Here is a 17,077-nt window from a genome sequence, read left to right on the forward strand (position 1 = left end):
GCCATGGCTACGCCCGTCACCGAACTGACCGATCGTGCGCGCGACATCTTCCGCGCGGTGGTCGACGGCTATGTCGCGAGCGGGATGCCGGTGGGGTCGAAGACGATCGCGGTCGCCTCGGGGCTCAACCTGTCGCCCGCGTCGATCCGCGGGGTGATGCAGGAGCTGGAGGAGCTGGGACTGCTCGCCAGCCCGCATACCAGTGCCGGCCGCATCCCGACCGAACGCGGGCTGCGGCTGTTCGTCGACGGCATGATGCAGGCGCTCGAACCGTCGGCGGAGGAACGCGCGGCGATCGAGGCGCGCGCCGGCCATCGCGGCCCGGTCGAGGAGGCGCTCGCCGCGACCACCGCGGCGCTGTCCGGTCTGTCGGCCTGCGCCGGGTTGGTGATGGTGCCCAAGCGCGAGCTGGCGCTGCGCTCGATCGGCTTCGTCGCGCTGTCTCCCGATCAGGCGATGGCAGTGCTGGTCAGCGAAGACGGATCGGTGGAGAACCGCGTCATCCGATTGCCGGCGGGCATGACGCCCTCGGCATTGATAGAGGCGGGCAATTACATGACCGCGACCTTGTCCGGCCTGACACTCGCCGAGGCGCGCGCGCGCGTCGGGCGGCAACTCGCCGAGGGCGAGGCGGCGCTGGACGGCGCGGCGCGCGCGCTGGTCGAGGCGGGGCTGGCGGTGTGGAGCGAGGATGGCGCGCGCCGCCCGGTGCTGATCGTGCGCGGGCAGGGGCGGCTGATCGACGCCGCCGCCGCCGCGGATCTCGACCGGGTGCGCGACCTGCTCGACGATCTCGAGGGCAAGCAGGACATCGCGCGCCTGCTCGACAGCGCCAGCGCCGGTGACGCCACCCGAATCTTCATCGGCGCGGAGAACAATCTGTTCGCGCTGTCGGGCTCGTCGGTGATCGCGCGGCCGTTCCGCGGGGCGGGCGGACGGGTGATCGGCGTGGTCGGGGTCATCGGCCCGACGCGGTTGAACTATGCGCGCGTCGTGCCCATGGTGGATTTCACGGCGGCAACGCTCGCCCGTTTGATGGGCTGAACACAGGGACCTACATGACCGAAGACACCAAGATCGACGTGGACACGCTGCGCCAGGATACGGCGGAGGCCGCTCCGGAAGTGGCCGAGCATGACGATAGCGCCGCGCGGATCGCCGACCTCGAAAATCAGCTCGCCGATGCCAAGCAGCAGACGCTGTACGCGCAGGCGGAGATTCAGAACGTCCGTCGCCGCGCCGAGAAGGAAGTGGCCGACGCGCGTAACTATGCGACCACCTCGTTCGCGCGCGACATCCTGTCGGTCGCCGACAATCTGGCCCGCGGCCTGTCGGCGATCCCCGCCGATCTGCGGGAGGACGAACGGCTCAAGGGGCTGATCACCGGACTGGAAGCGACCGGGCGCGAGCTGGAGAGCGTGTTCGCGCGCAATGGCATCACCAAGGTCGAGGCGATGGGCGCGCTGCTCGATCCCAACAAGCATCAGGCGATGATGGAAGTGGCAAGCGATGCCGAGCCCGGCACGATCGTGCAGGAAATGCAGGCGGGCTATATGCTCAAGGACCGATTGCTGCGGCCGGCGCTGGTCGGCGTGGCGAAGAAGCCGGCGTAAGGCGGATCGGCCGGCCTTCGTGGGCCGGCCGGGTTCGAGCGCGAGGTCGACGCGCGGTGGGTTTGACTGAGGCCCTTTGCCTGTCGGCCATGAGGACCAACAGGTCGTCAGACCTGCGCCGCCCTGAGCACCGCGTTGATCCGCGCCTGCCAGCCGGGTCCGGTCTCCCGAAATTTGGCGAGCACGTCGCGGTCGAGGCGTAGCGTCACCTGCTGCTTGGTCGGTGCCGCCTGCGCGCCGCGCATCCGCATCCGCTCGCGCCGCTCGATCAGCGCCTGTTCGAGCGCTTCTTCGGTGATGTCAAAGTCCTCGGGATCGTTCGGATCAGCGGGGATTGCGATGGTATCCGCGAGCTTCTGCATCGTTACTTCTCCTCACCGAGATGAACCTCGTCGTGTTTGCGCGCTCGACGAAGACGGCCGTCCACAGGCGGTCGTCGACCATGCCGACCGCTTTCCAACGCACCTCGCCATCTTCCGGTCGCGGGGATGGAATGCGCAGCACGCCAGCGTCAGCGAAGATCCGCGCGCCGAACGCCAGCGGCACGCCGTGCTTGGCGCGGTTGATCACGTCCTTGGCCGGATCGAACGTGACGTCCATGGCTGATTGTAACTACGATCAGCCTGTCAATCAAGTGGACGCTATGTGCCTGATCCGGCTAGTATCGCTGCCATGAACCCCAATCTCACCATCGATCGCCCGACCTTCGTCACGCATCTGGAATGCTCGCTGACCGGCGAACGTTATGAGGCGGACCGGCTGCATGGCCTGTCGCGCGCCGGGCGGCCGTTGCTGGTGCGCTACGATCTGGCAGGGGTGCAGGCGAGCCTGTCGCGCGAGGCGCTGACGGCGCGGCCGACCGATCTGTGGCGGTGGCGCGAGCTGCTGCCGGTGCGGCGGACGGACGATATCGTCAGCCTCGGCGAGATCGAGACGCCGCTGGTGCCCTTGCGGCGCTGCGTCGACGGGCCCGACGTCTGGGTCAAGGACGAGGGGCGGTTGCCGACCGGCAGCTTCAAGGCGCGCGGACTGGTGATGGCGGTGGCGATGGCCAAGGAGCTCGGCGTCACCCGCATCGCGATGCCGACCAACGGCAATGCCGGCGCGGCGCTGGCGGCCTATGCGACGCGGGTGGGGATCGAGACGATCGTCTTCTGTCCGGAGGATACGCCCGAGGTGAACGTGCGCGAGATCGCGATGCAGGGCGCGCGGGTGTGGCGGGTCAACGGCCTGATCGACGATTGCGGAGCGATCGTCGGCAAGGGCGCGGCGGAAGGGCGCTGGTTCGACTTTTCGACGCTGAAAGAGCCCTATCGGATCGAGGGCAAGAAGACGATGGGGCTGGAGCTCGCCGCGCAATTCGGCTGGCAGCTGCCCGATGCGATCTTCTACCCGACCGGCGGCGGCACCGGGTTGATCGGGATGTGGAAGGCGTTCGACGAGCTGGAAGCGCTCGGCTGGATCGGATCGAAGCGGCCGCGCATGTATGCGGTGCAGGCGAGCGGTTGCGCGCCGATCGTCCGCGCGTTCGAGGCGGGCGAGGAGCATGCCGAGCGCTGGGAGGACGCGCATACCGTCGCCGCGGGCATCCGCGTGCCGCGCGCGGTCGGCGACTTCCTGATCCTGCGCGCGGTGCGGGCGAGCGGCGGCAAGGCGGTGGGCGTGGGCGATCCCGCGATCCTCAAGGCGGTCGACGATGCGGCGCGCAAGGATGGACTACTGCTCTGCCCCGAGGGCGGCGCGACGCTCGCCGCCTATCGCGATGCGCTGCGGACCGGCGAGGTCGACGAGGAGGAGCGCGTCGTGCTGTTCAATTGCGCGACCGGGCTCAAATATCCGATGCCCGAAGCGCCGCGGACGCTCGACCGGCATGGGGTGATCGACTTCGACGCCTTGTGAGAGATGATGCACCACTTCGGGAGAGGGTGACGCGTCACCCCCCAACCCTCGTCATCCCCCAACCTTCGTCATCCCGGCGAAAGCCGGGATGACGAAAATGAGAGGGCCTCTTTCAACGTCAGAGGATCCGGATCGAGGGATCCGAAACCGCCCGCCGTTGCTCACCGGAACGGCAGCAACGTCTCATATTGCGCGAGCGGCGGTGCGCCGGGGACGCGGGCGCCATGGCGGAGGAGGAAGGCGTGGCGGACGATCTCGCCCTGCTGTTCGATCCCATAGCGGTGCAGCGGCTGGCCGGGCTTGATCGCATAATCGTAACGGCACCAGGGATGGCGCGCGAGCGGCAGGAAGATGCCGCGCTGATGCTGCCAGATGTGCACCATCTCGTGGATGAACAATCCCTGGTCGGTCAGCGCCGCGGTGCCAAAATCGTCGCGCCACTGCGAGCCCTTGGGGTGGAAATGGATACAGCCGCGCGGCGCCATCACCGTGTCGCGCGGCTGGAAGAAGGCCCATTTCGTCCGCGACAGCCGCACCGCGTCATAATCGATCGTTTCGTGGAAGACCGATCGGGCGAGGTCGCGTTCGGCGGGCGTGAGCGGGCGGGCGGGGGCGCTCATTCTTCGTCATCCCCGCACAGGCGGGGACCCGGACGCACCGGTCGTTCGTCGGCCGCGCCGACGGTGTCTACAGGCACCTGCCCGCGCCGGATGGACACTGTGGCTCGGCCGCCCATTCTCAGAACGACGGTGCCGGCGCCGCTGCCGCCACCGCCGTCGCGCCGACATAGATGCGCCCGCCATTGGCGAAGTTGAGCGTCAGATTGTAGATCCGCCCCGCCTTGGCCTTGGGGTTGATGTCGAACAGCATGACGTGGCGGCCACCGGGGGCGAAGACGACCTTGGCCTTGGCGGGGACCGCGACGCTGGCGAGCGGTGTCATCGCCGCCATGCCGCCGGCCCCGGTCATGCTCTCGTGCATTTCGCCGCGGACGGCGATGTCGGCGGAAACGTCGATCAGCGTCGCATCGGAGCGGCCGCCGTGCAGCGTGAAATAGGCCGCGCCCGGCCGACCCGGCACCGCCGGCAGCCGGATCCAGGCATCATCCGCCGTGACCCGCTCCGGCCCGCCGCAGCCGCCCAGCGCCGCGACGAGCACCAGCGCCACTCCCACTCCCGTCCGGCGCATCCCCGGCTCCTTCCCGCAAAAGCGATCGTTTCCTTCGCAAGCCCTATGGCGCACGCCGTCTTGCGGCAAGCGGAACCCCACCTATATCGCCGCCATACATCGGAGCCTTCCGCTGCCGTAACGGGGCAAAGGTTCCATGGTTTTTGTATGTGAGGGGCTAAGCAAGCACACATGGCTAAAGTAATCGGTATCGACCTCGGCACGACCAACAGCTGCGTTGCGGTGATGGAGGGCGGCAAGCCCAAGGTGATCGAGAATGCGGAAGGCGCGCGCACCACGCCGTCGATCGTCGCCTTCGCCAAGGACGGCGAGCGGCTGGTCGGCCAGCCGGCGAAGCGGCAGGCGGTGACCAACGGCGACAACACGATCTTCGCGGTAAAGCGCCTGATCGGCCGCCGGTTCGACGATCCGATCACCAAGAAGGACACCGAGCTGGTCCCGTACCATATCGTCCGTGGTCCGAACGGCGACGCCTGGGTCCAGGCCGGCGGCAAGGATTATTCGCCGTCGCAGATCAGCGCCTTCACGCTGCAGAAGATGAAGGAAACCGCCGAGAGCTATCTCGGCGAGACGGTGACGCAGGCGGTCATCACCGTGCCGGCGTACTTCAACGACGCGCAGCGTCAGGCGACCAAGGACGCCGGCCAGATCGCCGGCCTCGAAGTGCTGCGCATCATCAACGAGCCGACCGCGGCGGCGCTGGCTTATGGCCTCGAGAAGCAGGACGGCAAGACGATTGCGGTCTACGATCTTGGCGGCGGCACCTTCGACGTCTCGATCCTCGAGATCGGCGACGGCGTGTTCGAGGTGAAGGCGACCAACGGCGACACCTTCCTGGGCGGCGAGGATTTCGACAACAAGCTGGTCGATTATCTCGCCGAGGGCTTCAAGAAGGATGAGGGCATCGACCTCACCAAGGACAAGCTCGCGCTCCAGCGCCTCAAGGAAGCGGCCGAAAAGGCGAAGATCGAGCTGTCGTCGGCCGCCTCGACCGAGGTCAACCTGCCGTTCATCACCGCCGACCAGAACGGCCCGAAGCATCTCGTCAAGACGATCAGCCGCGCCGATCTGGAGCGTCTCGTCGACGACCTGATCAAGCGCACGATCGAGCCGATGAAGAAGGCGCTCGCCGATGCCGGCGTCAAGACCGACGACATCAGCGAAGTCGTCCTCGTCGGCGGCATGACCCGCATGCCCAAGGTGCGCGAGGCGGTGAAGCAGTTCTTCGGCAAGGAACCGCACACCGGCGTCAACCCGGATGAGGTCGTCGCCATGGGCGCCGCGATCCAGGCAGGCGTGTTGCAGGGCGACGTCAAGGACGTGCTGCTGCTCGACGTGACGCCGCTGTCGCTCGGCATCGAGACCTTGGGTGGCGTGTTTACCCGGATGATCGATCGCAACACGACGATCCCGACCAAGAAGTCGCAGACCTATTCGACCGCGGACGACAACCAGGGCGCGGTGACGATCCGCGTCTTCCAGGGCGAGCGCGAGATGGCGGCGGACAACAAGCTGCTCGGCCAGTTCGATCTGGTCGGCATCCCGCCGGCGCCGCGCGGCGTGCCGCAGATCGAGGTGACGTTCGACATCGATGCCAACGGCATCGTCAACGTCTCCGCCAAGGACAAGGGCACCGGCAAGGAGCAGCAGATCCGCATCCAGGCCTCGGGCGGCCTGTCGGACAGCGACATCGACCAGATGGTCCGTGACGCCGAGCGCTTTGCCGAGGAAGACAAGAAGCGTCGGGCCGGCGCCGAGGCGAAGAACAACGCCGAATCGCTGATCCACACCACCGAGCGGCAGCTCGCCGACAATGGCGACAAGGTCGATGCCGCGCTCAAGGGCGAGATCCAGTCGGCGATCGATGCCGCCAAGGCGGCGGTCGCGACCGGCGATGCCGATCAGATGACCGAGAAGAGCCAGGCGCTCGCCCAGTCGGCGATGAAGCTCGGCGAGGCGATCTACAAGCAGGGTCAGGCCGATGCCGCGCCCGAGTCCGCCGGTGCCGAGGCGCCCAAGGACGATGTGGTCGACGCCGAATTTTCGGAAGTCGACGACCACAAGGCGTAAGTGACGTCAGGCCCCTTCTCCGGTGGAGAGGGGGCCATGTCTCCGGGGGCGCCGCCCCGGACTATCGTCTCGCGCTAGAGGACCGGCATGAGCAGCACAGTCGACTATTACGAATTGCTCGAATGCGAGCGGGGCGCGGACGGGGCGACGATCAAGTCCGCCTATCGCAAGCTCGCGATGAAATACCATCCGGACAAGAACGCCGGATGCAAGGACAGCGAAGCCAAGTTCAAGGCGGTCAGCGAGGCCTATGAGGTGCTCAAGGACCCGCAGAAGCGTGCCGCCTATGATCGCTACGGCCATGCCGCCTTCCAGAACGGCGGCGGCGGCGGTCCGCAGGATTTCAGCGGCTTCTCCGACATCTTCGAATCGGTGTTCGGCGAATTCATGGGCGGGGCGCGCGGCGGTGGCCGGGCCCAGCAGCGCCGCGGCGCCGACCTGCGTTACGACATGGAAGTGACGCTCGAGGAAGCCTATCACGGCAAGGCAACCGAGATCACCGTCGACGTGTCGGCGCAATGCGACACCTGTCACGGCTCGGGCGCCAAGCCCGGCACCCATGCGTCGACCTGCCGCCAATGTAACGGCCATGGCAAGGTGCGCGCGCAACAGGGATTCTTCGTCGTCGAGCGGGCCTGTCCGGTGTGCCAGGGCGCGGGCGAGATCATCGCCGATCCGTGCGGCGACTGCCGTGGCGAGGGCCGGGTCGACAAGACCAAGACGCTCAGCGTCAACGTGCCGCCGGGCGTCGACGAGGGCACGCGCATCCGCCTGTCCGGCGAAGGCGAGGCGGGACCGCGCGGCGCGCCGGCGGGCGATCTCTACATCTTCCTCCATGTCAAACGTCACCCGATCTTCGAACGCGAGGGCACGACGCTGTTCGCGCGCGCGCCGATCAGCTTCACCACCGCGGCGTTGGGCGGCGCGCTGTCGATCCCGGGGCTCGACGGGCGGACGCACGACATCAAGATTCCGGCGGGCATCCAGTCGGGCAAGCAATTGCGCCAGCGCGGCGCGGGCATGCCGGTGCTGCAAGGCCGCGGCCAGGGCGATCTGGTGATCCAGATCGAGGTCGAGACGCCGACCAAATTGTCGGTGCGCCAGCGCGAATTGCTCGAACTGTTCCGCGAGACGGAGACGGGCGACGAATGTCCCGACAGCCAGGGCTTCTTCGCCAAGCTGAAGGGCGTGTTTGCGGCGGAATAGGATCATGCCGGGCGGGCGCAGCCATCTTGCGCGCGTCCGGCAAATCCGGAAGATGTCGGCTCGGCTTGACGGGGGTGGCATGCGCGGACAGGTTTTGGGGGTCGACCAGCGAAGTGGCGACGGACTCGTCGCTGGCGAGGATGGACAGCGGTACCGCTTCACGCCGGCGGATTGGGCGCAGCGCGGCGAGCCCGCGATCGGTGTCACCGTCGATTTCGAAACCGCCGGCGATCACGCGCTCAACGTCTTTCCGTTGCCCGTGCCCGGAGGCGACCGCCACGTCCTTGCGCCGCCGCCGCCGCGGGTGGTGGCGAGCGACCGCAACAAATTCGTCGCCGCGCTGCTGGCGTTTTTCCTCGGCACGCTCGGCGTGCATCGTTTCTATCTGGGGCGCACCGGATCGGCGGTGACGATGCTGGTGCTGACCTTCACCGTCGTCGGCATGCTGGTCAGCGGCCCTTGGGCGCTGATCGACGCGTTGCGCTATCTCTTCATGTCGGAGCGGGAGTTTGCCGTACGCTATGCGCGCCCTGCTTGAACGACTGTGCCCCTCGGCCCGGTCGGGCAAAGGGGCTGTCGGTCTGGCTTACAGCGTCGAGATGATCATCCCGACCACCAGCGCCTGAGCCGCGATCGCCAGCACACTGCTGGCCGCGGTTTCGAACATACGCATGGACGGTCTCCGATGCCGGAGGAATATCCGGCAAGAGGGAGATGGTGTTTATTGCCGTGAAGCGCAACTTTGTTGCTTGCATGCGAGGATGCGTTTCCCGCAACCGTAACAAGAGCTGCGTCGCAGCGTAGATCTCATATCTTGCCACGGTCCGCCGCGCGCTGTCAGACTGGCGCTTTGTCCTCGGAGACCGCCATGTTCCGTGCCCTGTCCCTCGCCACCGCGATCGCGCTGACCGCGGCGCCCGCCGCCATCGCCGACGCGCGTGTCGCCGCGCCGCGCCTGACCCAGACCTCGTTCGAGCAGCTCAAGCAGCCGCTGCCTCTGCCCTATGACGCCAGCGCCGATGCGACCGCCGCGGTCGCCGCGGCCAAGGCGCGGGCGCTCAGGGGCCACAAGAAATTGCTGATCGATCTCGGCGGCAATTGGTGCCTCGACTGCCGCTTGCTTGCCGGGGTGATGGAACTGCCGGCGATGCGCGGCTTCGTCGCGCGTCATTATGAGGTGGTCACCGTCGATATCGGCCGGTTCGACAAGAACCTCGCGATCCCGGCGCATTACGGCATCAAGGGGCGGCTCGCCGGCGTGCCGGCGCTGCTCGTCGTCGATCCGAAGACCGACCGGCTGGTCAACGCCGGACGCGAGACCGCGCTGGCGGATGCGCGCTCGCTGTCGCCGCAGGGCCTCGCCGACTGGCTGGCGCAATGGGTGTGAGCTAAATCCTCCCCGGCACGGGGAGGTGGCACCGCGCAGCGGTGACGGAGGGGGGCTTCCACAGGCGCGGCGCGTCTGGAAGCCCCTATACAGTGCCGGGGAGCCGTGGCTCAGCCGAACACCCGCGCGAAGATCGTATCGACGTGCTTGAGGTGATAGCCGAGGTCGAACTTCTCCTCGAGCTGCGCCGGCGACAGCGCCGCGGTCACTTCGGGGTCGGCCTTGAGCAGGTCGAGCAGCGACAACTGCCCGTCCGACTCCCACACCTTCATCGCGTTGCGCTGGACGAGGCGATAGGAATCCTCGCGGCTCACCCCCGCCTGGGTCAGCGCGAGCAGCACGCGCTGTGAATGGACGAGGCCACCCATCTTGTTGAGGTTCTTGTCCATCCGCTCCGGATAGACGAGCAGTTTGTCGATGACGCCGGTCAGCCGGGCGAGCGCGAAGTCGAGCGTAATCGTCGCATCAGGGCCGATATAGCGCTCGACCGACGAATGCGAGATGTCGCGCTCATGCCACAGCGCGACATTCTCCAGCGCCGGGGTGACATAGCCGCGCACCATCCGCGCGAGGCCGGTGAGATTCTCGGTCAGCACCGGATTGCGCTTGTGCGGCATCGCCGACGAGCCCTTCTGGCCGGGCGAGAAATATTCCTCCGCTTCCAGCACCTCGGTACGCTGGAGATGGCGGACCTCGGTCGCCAGCCGCTCGATCGACGAGGCGATGACGCCGAGCGTCGCGAAGAACATCGCATGCCGGTCGCGCGGGATGACCTGTGTCGACACCGGTTCGACGGTCAGGCCGAGCTTGGCGGCGACATGCTCCTCCACCGAGGGATCGATGTTGGCGAAGGTGCCGACCGCGCCCGAGATCGCACAGGTGGCGATATCGGCCCGCGCCGCCACCAGCCGCGCGCGGCAGCGGGCGAACTCGGCATAGGCCTGGGCGAGTTTGAGGCCGAAGGTGACCGGCTCGGCATGGATGCCGTGGCTGCGGCCGATCGTCGGCGTCATCTTATGCTCGATCGCGCGCCGCTTGAGCACGGCGAGCAGCGCGTCGAGATCGGTGAGCAGGATATCGGCGGCGCGCGCGAGCTGCACCGCGAGGCAGGTGTCGAGAACGTCGGACGAGGTCATGCCCTGATGCATGAAGCGCGCCTGGTCGCCGACATTGTCCGCCACCCAGGTGAGGAAGGCGATGACGTCATGCTTGGTCACCGCCTCGATCGCATCGATCGCCGGCACGTCGATCGCCGGATCCGTGCGCCACCAGGCCCACAGCGCCTCGGCGGCGTCTTTCGGCACGACGCCGAGCTCGGCGAGCGCATCGGTGGCATGGGCTTCGATCTCGAACCAGATGCGAAAGCGCGCCTCGGGCGTCCAGATCGCGGTCATCTCGGGGCGGGAATAGCGGGGGACCATGATGTTCCTTCGTCCAGGAGTCCGCCGCGCCCCTAGCAGCGTCGCCGCGCCGCCACAAATGCTCCGGCGCGCGTCAGATCAGCCCCTGTGCCTTGAGGCTGACGTGGCTGTTGCGGCCGATGATGATGTGATCGTGGACGAGGACGCCGAGCGCCGCGCCGGCATCGGTGATCGCGCGGGTGACGGCGACGTCGGCGCGGCTCGGCGCGGGGTCGCCGGAGGGATGGTTGTGGACGAGGATGATCGCCGCCGACCCCAGGTCCATCGCGCGCCGCAGCACCTCGCGGACGTGGACCGCCGCCTGATCGATCGAGCCTTCGCTCATCACCTCGTCGCGGATCAGCATGTTGCGTGTGTTGAGGTGGAGCACGCGGAACCGCTCGACCCCGCCATAGGCCATGTCGGCGCGCAGATAGTCGAGCAGCGCCTGCCAGTTGCTCAATATCGGCCGGTCGAGCGTCTCGCTGCGGAGCAGCCGCACCGCGATCGCCTGGACGATCTTGATCGCCGCCGCGGCGGAGGCGCCGACGCCCTTGACGCGGGTGAGCGCCGCGGCATCGGCGGCGAGCAGCCCGCCGATGCCGCCGAATTCGCGCAGCAGCGCCTTGGCGATCGGCTTGGTGTCGATCCGCGGGATCGCCAGCATCAGCAGATATTCGATCAGCTCATGGTCGAGCAGCGCATCGCCGCCGCCGCCGAGCAGGCGCTGGCGCAGCCGTTCGCGGTGACCGGCGGTGTCGTCCGGCGGGGGAGGGGGCGCGGCCATCGCGCCGGAGGCTATCGTCGTGCCGGGACGGACGCAATTGCGTCGATGCGCCGCCCCCGCCTATGAGGGGTGGTGATGGGAGAGGGCGAGGACGATTGGACCGAAGCGTCCCCGCCACGGCGGGTCGCGGGATGGCGGCGACGACAGCGGGTCGCGCTGCTCGTCGGCGGGACGCTGTTCGTCGGGCTTGCCGGCCTGTGGATCGAGCGCAAGCCGATCGCCGGCCGCGTCATCGATTCGGAACTCGGCAAGCGCGGCGTCGTCGCCCGCTATGACGTGCACGACCTCGGCTTCGGCCGGCAGCGGCTGACCCATGTCGTCATCGGCGATCCGCGTGACCCCGATCTGGTCGCCGACTGGCTCGAGACGCGGACGCGGATCGGCCTCGACGGTGCGCAGCTGACCGGCGTGCGTGCCGGTCACGTCCGGCTGCGCGCGCGGATGGTCGACGGGCGGGTGACGCTGGGCGAGATCGACAAATTGCTGCCCGCGCCATCGGGCAAGCCGTTCGCGCTGCCCGCGCTCGACGTTGCGCTCGCCGACGCGCGGCTGCGTCTCGAAACGCCTTATGGGGTCGCGGGCCTGCGGCTGGCCGGGCGCGGCCGGCTCGACGGCGGCTTCGCCGGGACGCTGGCGGTGGTCAGCGATGGCCTCGCGCAAGGCGGCTGCGGCGCGCAGGGCGTGCGGGCGGCGTTGAAGGTGTCCGTCACCGCCGCCGCACCGCGGCTGAGCGGCCCGGTGCAGGTCGCTGCGGTCCGCTGCGCCGGGGTGACGCTGGCGCGGAGCGGCGCGAGCGTCGACGTGCGGCTGTCGCCGGCGCTCGATGGCTGGCGAGGCGATCTGCGGCTCGCCAGCGGCGCCATCGCAGGCGCGGGCGCGCGCAGTGCGGGGATCGACGGCACGATCCGCTTCGCCGGATCGGCAAAGGCGACCGAGGGCGCGGTCGACCTCGTCGCGCGTCAGGCGACGGTCGCGCCGCTGCAGGCCGGGCGCGCCGCGATCCGCGGCCGCTATCGCCTCGGCGAGCAGCAGGCGTTTACGGGGAGCGTCGCGGTGCAGGGCGCGGTCATCGACGCCGATCGACTGCCCGCGCCGGTCGCCGCCGCCGGTACGCCGGTCGCGCCGTTGCTCGCCGTGGCGACCCAGGCGCTGCGCCGCGCCGCGCAGGGCTTCGACGGCAAGGCCGACGTCAGGCTCGTGCAGGCGAACGGCCGCGGGCAGGCGCGGGTCACCGCGGCGACGGCGCGGGCGGCGAGCGGCGCACGGATCGATCTCAACGGCGGTAGCGGGGTGAGCATCGGCTGGCCCGGTATGCCGCTGCGGCTCGATACCCGATTGGCGCTGCAGGGCGGCGGCCTGCCCAACGCGCAGGTCGCGTTGAGTCAGCCGAAGCCGGGTGGCGCGATCTCCGGCCGTGCGGTGATCGCGCCTTATGCCGCCGGCGCGGCGCGCGTCGCGCTCGCCCCCGTCCTGTTCCGGACGATGCCGGGCGGCGCGACGCAGGTGACGACGCGCGCGACGCTGTCGGGGCCGCTCGGTGACGGGCGCGTCGACGGGCTGGCGCTGCCGCTCGACCTGCGCTGGCAGCGCGGGCGGCTCGTCGCCAATCCGGGGTGCACGCCGCTGGCGATCGCGCGGCTCGCGATCGCCGGACTGGTGCTCGATCCGCTGCGCAGCGAATTGTGCGCACTGTCGGGCGGGCTGGTCACGCTGAATCGCGGCGCGCTGACGGGTGGCGCGCGACTGCCGGCGACGCGATTGACCGGGCGGCTCGGCACGACCCCGATCAGCGTCGCGGCGAGCGGGGCGGAGGTGCATCTCGCCGACCGCGGCTTTACGCTGACCAGCGTCGCGGCGCGGCTCGGCGCGCCGGAGCGGGTGACACGGATCGACCTTGCGGCGTTGACCGGTCGGATCACCGCGGGCGGCGTCGCCGGACAGTTCACCGGTGGCGCCGGGCAGATCGCCAACGTGCCGTTGCTGCTCGGTGCGGCGGCGGGGGATTGGTCGCTGCGCAAGGGGGCGCTCAATCTCGCCGCGACGATGACCGTCGACGATGCCGCGCCCGATCCGCGCTTCAAGACGCTCGCCGCGCGCGACGTCAGCCTGTCGCTGGTCGATGGCGCGATCGCCGCGCGCGGCACGCTGTTCGAGCCGACCGCGGACGTCAAGGTCGCCGACGTGACGATCGATCACCGGCTGGCGAGCGGGCAGGGCAAGGCGGATATCGCGGTGCCCGGCATCACCTTCACCAAGACGTTCCAGCCCGATCTGCTCACCCGGCTGACCTTCGGCGTCGTCGCCGACGTGCGCGGCACGGTGAGCGGCGAAGGTCATATCGGCTGGGACGCGGCGGGCGTCCGCTCGACCGGGCGGTTCGCCACCAAGGACACCGACCTTGCCGCCGCCTTCGGGCCGGTCACCGGCATCAGCACGACGCTGACCTTCACCGATCTGCTCAACCTGGTCAGCGCGCCGGCGCAGGTCGCGACGATCAAGACGGTCAATCCCGGTATCGCCGTCACCGACGGGACGATCGTCTACCGGCTGCTCCCCGATCTGCAGGTCGGCATCGACGGCGGTCGCTGGCCGTTCGCCGGCGGCACGATGACGCTGCTGCCGACGACGCTCGACTTCACCGAGACCGCGGCGCGGCGGCTGACCTTCCGGATCGAGGGCGCCGCCGCCGACCAGTTCCTCGAACAGTTCGACTTCAAGAACCTCACCGCCACCGGCGTGTTCGACGGTGAGCTGCCGATGGTGTTCGACGCCCAGGGCGGCCGAATCGAGGGCGGGCGGCTCGTCGTGCGGCAAGGCGGCGGCAGCCTCGCCTATGTCGGCGACCTGTCGCAGAAGGACCTCGGCCTGTGGGGCAATATCGCGTTCCAGGCGCTCAAGTCGCTGCGCTATCGCAACCTGACGATCGGCATGAACGGGCCGCTCGCCGGCGAAATGATCACCGAGGTGCGCTTCGCCGGGGTGACGCAAGGGCAGGGGGCGAAGAGCAACTTCATCGTCAAGCGGCTGCAACGGCTGCCGTTCGTGTTCAATATCCGGATCAAGGCGCCGTTCCGCGGGCTGCTCGATTCGGCGCAGTCGTTCTACGACCCGAGCCGGTTGATCCAGCGCAACCTGCCCGCCCTGCTCGAACGCCAGCGGCAGCAAGAGCAACAGGGCGCGCCCATTCAGCCTTCGGCAAGCGCAACCGTGCCACAAGCGAAACAGGATTGAAGATGGGGCAGCGAATCACGACCTTTGCAAGCATGACGAGGCTGATGGCGATCGGTCTGACGGCGACGACGGGCGGCTGCATCAACGTGTCGGCGCCCGACAAGCCGATCGAGATCAACCTCAACATCAGCGTGACGCAGGAGGTGGTCTATCGCCTCGATGGCGAGGCGAAGTCGCTGATCCAGCAGAATCCGGGGATATTCTAAGATGAAGACGATGGTGATCGGTATCGGTGCGCTCGCCCTGGCGGCGCTGTCCACGGCGGCGGTCGCGCAGCGCGACCCCGCCTATGCCGCGGCGCGTGAGGCCAAGCAGGTCGGCGAACAGCCCGACGGCTATCTCGGCGTGGTGAGCGGCGGCGCCTCGGTGCAGGCTTTGGTTCGCGACATCAACATCAAGCGCAAGGCGGCCTATACCGCGAGCGCGCAGGCGAGCGGCGCGACGGTGGAGCAATTCGCCTTCACCAGCGGCTGCAACCTCGTCGCCAAGGTCGGGCGCGGCGAAATGTACAAGACGCCGTCGGGCCAGTGGAAGGAGAATACCGGCACGCCGGAACTCGACCCGCGCTGCAAATAAGCCTGTTCCTTTGGGCTGCGGGGAGGGAGACCACTGCCGCCGGTCGAGGGGGCTCTCCACCAGCGTAGCGCCTGCGGAAGCCCCCCTTCGTCGGCACTGACGTGCCGCCACCTCCCCGTGTCGGCGAGGATTGGGGCAGGAACCAGACGGTTGACACCCTGTCACCCCTTACCTAAACGACCCTTGCCTTGGCGGGATCGGTCGCCCTGCGCGCTTTCTCCCCCGGCTGACGAGACCAGACGAGGGGGTGCGCGTGGCGGACGACGGAACCGGACGAGACTTCACCAGCGCGGACGATCCGCGGCTTTCCGCGCTCGACGAGCGGTTGAAGGAGGCCCGGCATCAGGAGGCGTTGCGGACGGGGCAGGGGGCGCCGACGGCCGATGCGGGATATTCGCTCGGCAATCGCGTGCTCGCCGCCCTGATCGGGAGTCTGGTCGGCAGTGCGCTGATCGGCTGGTGTATCGACCGCTGGTTCGGCACGACGCCCTGGGCACTGATCGTGATGCTGTTCCTCGGAATCGCCGTCGCGTTCAGGCAGATCATTCGGATTGCAGGCGAACGCCCGGAATAACCGGGCGTTTGTCGTATTAGGGAGCGAAAGACCCGCGTGGCGGCAGAATCGGGCAGCAAGATCGATCCGATGCACCAGTTCCTGATCGAACCTTTGTTCGGTCGGCATTGGATCGTCGCGGGGTACGACATCTCGTTCACCAACTCCGCGTTGTGGATGGTGATCACGCTCGTCAGCCTGTGGCTGTTCATGCTGGGCGGGATGAAGCGCGAGCTCGTCCCCGGCCGCTGGCAGGCCGCGGTGGAGGGCTTCACCGGCTTCGTCTCCAACATGCTCACCTCGAACATCGGGCCGGCCGGCAAGCGCTTCGTGCCCTATGTCTTCTCGCTGTTCATGTTCATCCTGTTCGCCAACGTCTGGGGCCTGACCCCGGTCGGCGTGGTGCCGGGCTGGCATCCGTTCACCATCACCAGCCACCTCACCGTCACCGGTGTGCTGGCGATCATCAGCTTCGCGATCGTGCTGATCGTCGGTTTCGGCAAGCACGGCTTCCACTTCTTCAGCCTGTTCGTGCCCCACGGCACGCCCAAGCTGATGATCCCGCTGATCTTCGTCGTCGAGCTGATGAGCTTTCTGGTGCGGCCGTTCAGCCTTGGCCTGCGACTGTTCGTGGCGATGACCGCCGGGCATATCCTGCTCAAGGTGCTCGCGGCGTTCGTCATCAACGGCCTCAACCTCGGCATCGGCTATGGCCTGCTCGTGTCGCTGCCCAGCTTCCTGCTGATGATCGGCATCACCTTGCTCGAGCTGCTGGTCGCCGCCATCCAGGCCTATGTCTTTGCGCTGCTGACGAGCGTCTATCTCAACGACGCCGTCAACCTGCACTGAGTTTTTTTCCAACCTAACTGATATGATACGGGAGTTTTGACATGGACGCAGAAGCCGCCAAGATGATCGGTGCCGGTCTGGCCGCGATCGGCATGGGCGTGGCCTCGCTCGGCGTGGGCAACGTGTTCGCCAAGTTCCTCGAGGGCGCACTGCGCAATCCGGGTGCCGCGGACAGCCAGCAGGGCCGTCTGTTCATCGGTTTCGCGGGCGCCGAGCTGCTCGGCCTGCTCGCCTTCGTGACGATGATCATCCTGCTGTTCGTCGCCTGATTCCTCGCTGTCGGGCCGGGGTGTCCCCGGCCTGACGCTCGGTCGCGCT

Annotated in this window: 19 protein-coding genes; 13 read left to right on the forward strand and 6 right to left on the reverse strand. The window is 68.2% G+C overall.

Annotated features, from left to right (window positions below; all coding sequences use genetic code 11):
* Positions 1-3: 3 nt before the first annotated feature.
* Together hrcA and grpE are read left to right on the forward strand one after the other, a co-directional pair.
* A complete protein-coding gene (gene hrcA, locus V8201_RS02640; protein WP_037534261.1) occupies positions 4-1,044 on the forward strand; it encodes a heat-inducible transcriptional repressor HrcA in 1,041 nt (346 codons plus the stop codon).
* A 14-nt stretch (positions 1,045-1,058) separates the two neighbouring features.
* The gene (gene grpE, locus V8201_RS02645; RefSeq protein WP_037534260.1) at positions 1,059-1,613 is read left to right on the forward strand and encodes a nucleotide exchange factor GrpE; all 555 of its coding nucleotides are present in this window, start codon (positions 1,059-1,061) and stop codon (positions 1,611-1,613) included.
* 107 nt (positions 1,614-1,720) lie between these two features.
* On the opposite strand, the gene V8201_RS02650 is transcribed toward grpE, so the two are convergent.
* Both V8201_RS02650 and V8201_RS02655 read right to left on the reverse strand, forming a co-directional pair.
* A complete protein-coding gene (locus V8201_RS02650) occupies positions 1,721-1,975 on the reverse strand; it encodes a BrnA antitoxin family protein (RefSeq protein WP_271299348.1) in 255 nt (84 codons plus the stop codon).
* The gene (locus V8201_RS02655; protein ID WP_037534259.1) at positions 1,938-2,213 is read right to left on the reverse strand and encodes a BrnT family toxin; all 276 of its coding nucleotides are present in this window, start codon (positions 2,211-2,213) and stop codon (positions 1,938-1,940) included. The genes V8201_RS02650 and V8201_RS02655 overlap by 38 nt, the downstream gene beginning before the upstream one ends.
* Positions 2,214-2,285: 72 nt before the next feature.
* Between V8201_RS02655 and V8201_RS02660 the strand changes: the two genes are divergently transcribed.
* Entirely contained in the window at positions 2,286-3,512 is a 1,227-nt protein-coding gene (locus tag V8201_RS02660; RefSeq protein ID WP_271299346.1) for a threonine synthase, read from the forward strand.
* Between the two features lie 161 nt (positions 3,513-3,673).
* Here V8201_RS02660 and V8201_RS02665 read toward each other — a convergent pair whose 3' ends face one another.
* Positions 3,674-4,132, reverse strand: coding sequence for a vgr related protein (locus V8201_RS02665; protein WP_336544403.1), 459 nt, complete (start codon positions 4,130-4,132; stop codon positions 3,674-3,676).
* 118 nt (positions 4,133-4,250) lie between these two features.
* Complete coding sequence (locus V8201_RS02670) at positions 4,251-4,700, reverse strand: copper chaperone PCu(A)C (protein ID WP_037534255.1); 450 nt, start codon at positions 4,698-4,700, stop codon at positions 4,251-4,253.
* Between the two features lie 171 nt (positions 4,701-4,871).
* Here V8201_RS02670 and dnaK point away from each other — a divergent pair, with 171 nt between their 5' ends.
* From dnaK to V8201_RS02690, 4 genes are all read left to right on the forward strand, one after another.
* Positions 4,872-6,770, forward strand: coding sequence for a molecular chaperone DnaK (gene dnaK, locus V8201_RS02675; protein ID WP_037534253.1), 1,899 nt, complete (start codon positions 4,872-4,874; stop codon positions 6,768-6,770).
* 87 nt (positions 6,771-6,857) lie between these two features.
* Positions 6,858-7,976, forward strand: coding sequence for a molecular chaperone DnaJ (gene dnaJ, locus V8201_RS02680; RefSeq protein ID WP_037534251.1), 1,119 nt, complete (start codon positions 6,858-6,860; stop codon positions 7,974-7,976).
* 79 nt (positions 7,977-8,055) lie between these two features.
* On the forward strand, positions 8,056-8,514 hold the full coding sequence (locus V8201_RS02685) for a TM2 domain-containing protein (protein WP_336544404.1): 459 nt from the start codon (positions 8,056-8,058) through the stop codon (positions 8,512-8,514).
* A 330-nt stretch (positions 8,515-8,844) separates the two neighbouring features.
* A complete protein-coding gene (locus tag V8201_RS02690) occupies positions 8,845-9,363 on the forward strand; it encodes a thioredoxin family protein (protein ID WP_037534247.1) in 519 nt (172 codons plus the stop codon).
* 110 nt (positions 9,364-9,473) lie between these two features.
* Here the strand turns inward: V8201_RS02690 and purB are convergent, their stop codons facing one another.
* Both purB and radC read right to left on the reverse strand, forming a co-directional pair.
* On the reverse strand, positions 9,474-10,784 hold the full coding sequence (gene purB / locus V8201_RS02695; RefSeq protein ID WP_336544405.1) for an adenylosuccinate lyase: 1,311 nt from the start codon (positions 10,782-10,784) through the stop codon (positions 9,474-9,476).
* Positions 10,785-10,857: 73 nt separating this feature from the next.
* Complete coding sequence (gene radC, locus V8201_RS02700; RefSeq protein ID WP_336544406.1) at positions 10,858-11,550, reverse strand: RadC family protein; 693 nt, start codon at positions 11,548-11,550, stop codon at positions 10,858-10,860.
* Positions 11,551-11,625: 75 nt separating this feature from the next.
* Between radC and V8201_RS02705 the strand changes: the two genes are divergently transcribed.
* The 6 genes from V8201_RS02705 (at position 11,626) to V8201_RS02730 (ending at position 17,028) form a co-directional block, all read left to right on the forward strand.
* Positions 11,626-14,781, forward strand: coding sequence for an intermembrane phospholipid transport YdbH family protein (locus V8201_RS02705; protein ID WP_336544407.1), 3,156 nt, complete (start codon positions 11,626-11,628; stop codon positions 14,779-14,781).
* Positions 14,782-14,825: 44 nt separating this feature from the next.
* Positions 14,826-14,987 carry a YnbE family lipoprotein gene (locus V8201_RS02710; RefSeq protein WP_200870400.1) on the forward strand — a complete coding sequence of 54 codons (162 nt, stop codon included), beginning with the start codon at positions 14,826-14,828 and terminating at the stop codon, positions 14,985-14,987.
* Between the two features lies 1 nt (position 14,988).
* Positions 14,989-15,357, forward strand: coding sequence for a YdbL family probable chaperone protein (locus tag V8201_RS02715; protein WP_336544408.1), 369 nt, complete (start codon positions 14,989-14,991; stop codon positions 15,355-15,357).
* Between the two features lie 247 nt (positions 15,358-15,604).
* Positions 15,605-15,931, forward strand: coding sequence for an AtpZ/AtpI family protein (locus V8201_RS02720; protein WP_037534241.1), 327 nt, complete (start codon positions 15,605-15,607; stop codon positions 15,929-15,931).
* Between the two features lie 36 nt (positions 15,932-15,967).
* Positions 15,968-16,759: a F0F1 ATP synthase subunit A gene (locus V8201_RS02725; RefSeq protein WP_037534239.1), complete on the forward strand. Its 792-nt coding sequence runs from the start codon at positions 15,968-15,970 to the stop codon at positions 16,757-16,759.
* Between the two features lie 41 nt (positions 16,760-16,800).
* Complete coding sequence (locus V8201_RS02730) at positions 16,801-17,028, forward strand: F0F1 ATP synthase subunit C (RefSeq protein WP_037534237.1); 228 nt, start codon at positions 16,801-16,803, stop codon at positions 17,026-17,028.
* The last annotated feature ends 49 nt before the right edge of the window (positions 17,029-17,077 follow it).

The sequence above is a fragment of the Sphingomonas kyungheensis genome, assembly GCF_037120395.1.
In the GTDB taxonomy this organism is placed as follows: domain Bacteria; phylum Pseudomonadota; class Alphaproteobacteria; order Sphingomonadales; family Sphingomonadaceae; genus Sphingomonas; species Sphingomonas kyungheensis.